This window comes from Paenibacillus sp. 01L418, from assembly GCF_056400045.1.
In genome coordinates, this window is the sequence record NZ_JBFTSN010000805.1 from 1 (window position 1) to 1,028 (window position 1,028).

At 44.7% G+C, this 1,028-nt stretch carries 1 protein-coding gene and 1 pseudogene; both read right to left on the minus strand.

Annotation, left to right across the window (positions count from 1 at the left end; all coding sequences use genetic code 11):
- Positions 1-2: 2 nt before the first annotated feature.
- Positions 3-872, minus strand: a complete 870-nt coding sequence (locus AC1DSE_RS35770) for a carbohydrate ABC transporter permease (protein WP_441910687.1) — start codon at positions 870-872, stop codon at positions 3-5.
- 13 nt (positions 873-885) lie between these two features.
- A pseudogene (locus AC1DSE_RS35775) lies at positions 886-1,028 on the minus strand (sugar ABC transporter permease); the annotation flags it as partial.

Consider the following 1,028-nt stretch of genomic DNA (forward strand, 5'->3'; position numbering starts at 1 on the left):
GCCTATGACTTTACAGATCCGACCATCATTCCTTTCGTAAAATGCTTTTGCAGGAACGGATATACCATCATAATCGGGATGGTTGCAATGACAACGACAGCCATTTTGATGCCTTCCGGTGAAGACAATAAGGCATCCTCGGCTGGCGCAGAAATGGAGGAGCTGTCCGTAATAATAAATTCCCGCAGCCTTACTTGGAGCGGGTACAACAATCTATCGTTGATATAATAGAGCGCATTCGCATAGCTGTTCCAGTGCGATACCGCATAGAAAATACCGAGCGTCGCCATAACGGGCTTTGACAGCGGCAAAATAATGTTCCATAAAATCCGCATCTCGCCACAGCCGTCGATTCGTGATGAATCAATCAGCTCTGTTGGAAGTCCCATAAAGAACGAGCGCATAACAAACAAATTAAAAGCGCTTATTGCTCCAGGCAGCATCAATGACCATAACGTGTCATGAAGACCCAGCTCTTTTACGAGCAAATAGTTCGGAATAAGCGGTGCAGTGAAAATTAACGTCAGAAGAACCATAATTAATACAGGCTTGCGGTATACATATTCGGCACGCGACAACGGATAAGCCAGTGTTGCCGTCATCACCAAATTAATCAGTGTCCCTACAACTGTAATGTACACGCTAATGCCAAACGACCGCCAAATGAGCTTCTCCCCAATAACCGCCTTAAAGTTGGTCAGCGTTGGCTCGACCGGCCATAAATAAACTTTGCCCGTGTTGATTGCTGCATTGCTGCTGAGCGATTGCGCTACGACATGAATGATTGGCAAAATCATGCTTAAGCCAAGTACGATAAGAAAAATATAATTGAACACGTTAAACCAACGCTGTCCGGTGCTTATTTTTACCATGGGGGTCTCCTCCTTAATATAAACCTTCACCAGTCATCTTCTTGCTGAGTGTGTTGCCTGTCATAATTAAGACAAGTCCGACCACGGATTTAAATAGACCGATGGCTGTCGTGTAGCTATATTGTCTTTCGAGAAGGCCCACTGTATAAATATACG

Bases quoted from the DNA above. Each gene is read 5' to 3' on its own strand.
- AC1DSE_RS35770 (WP_441910687.1), bottom strand. From the start codon at position 872: ATGGTAAAAATAAGCACCGGACAGCGTTGGTTTAACGTGTTCAATTAT.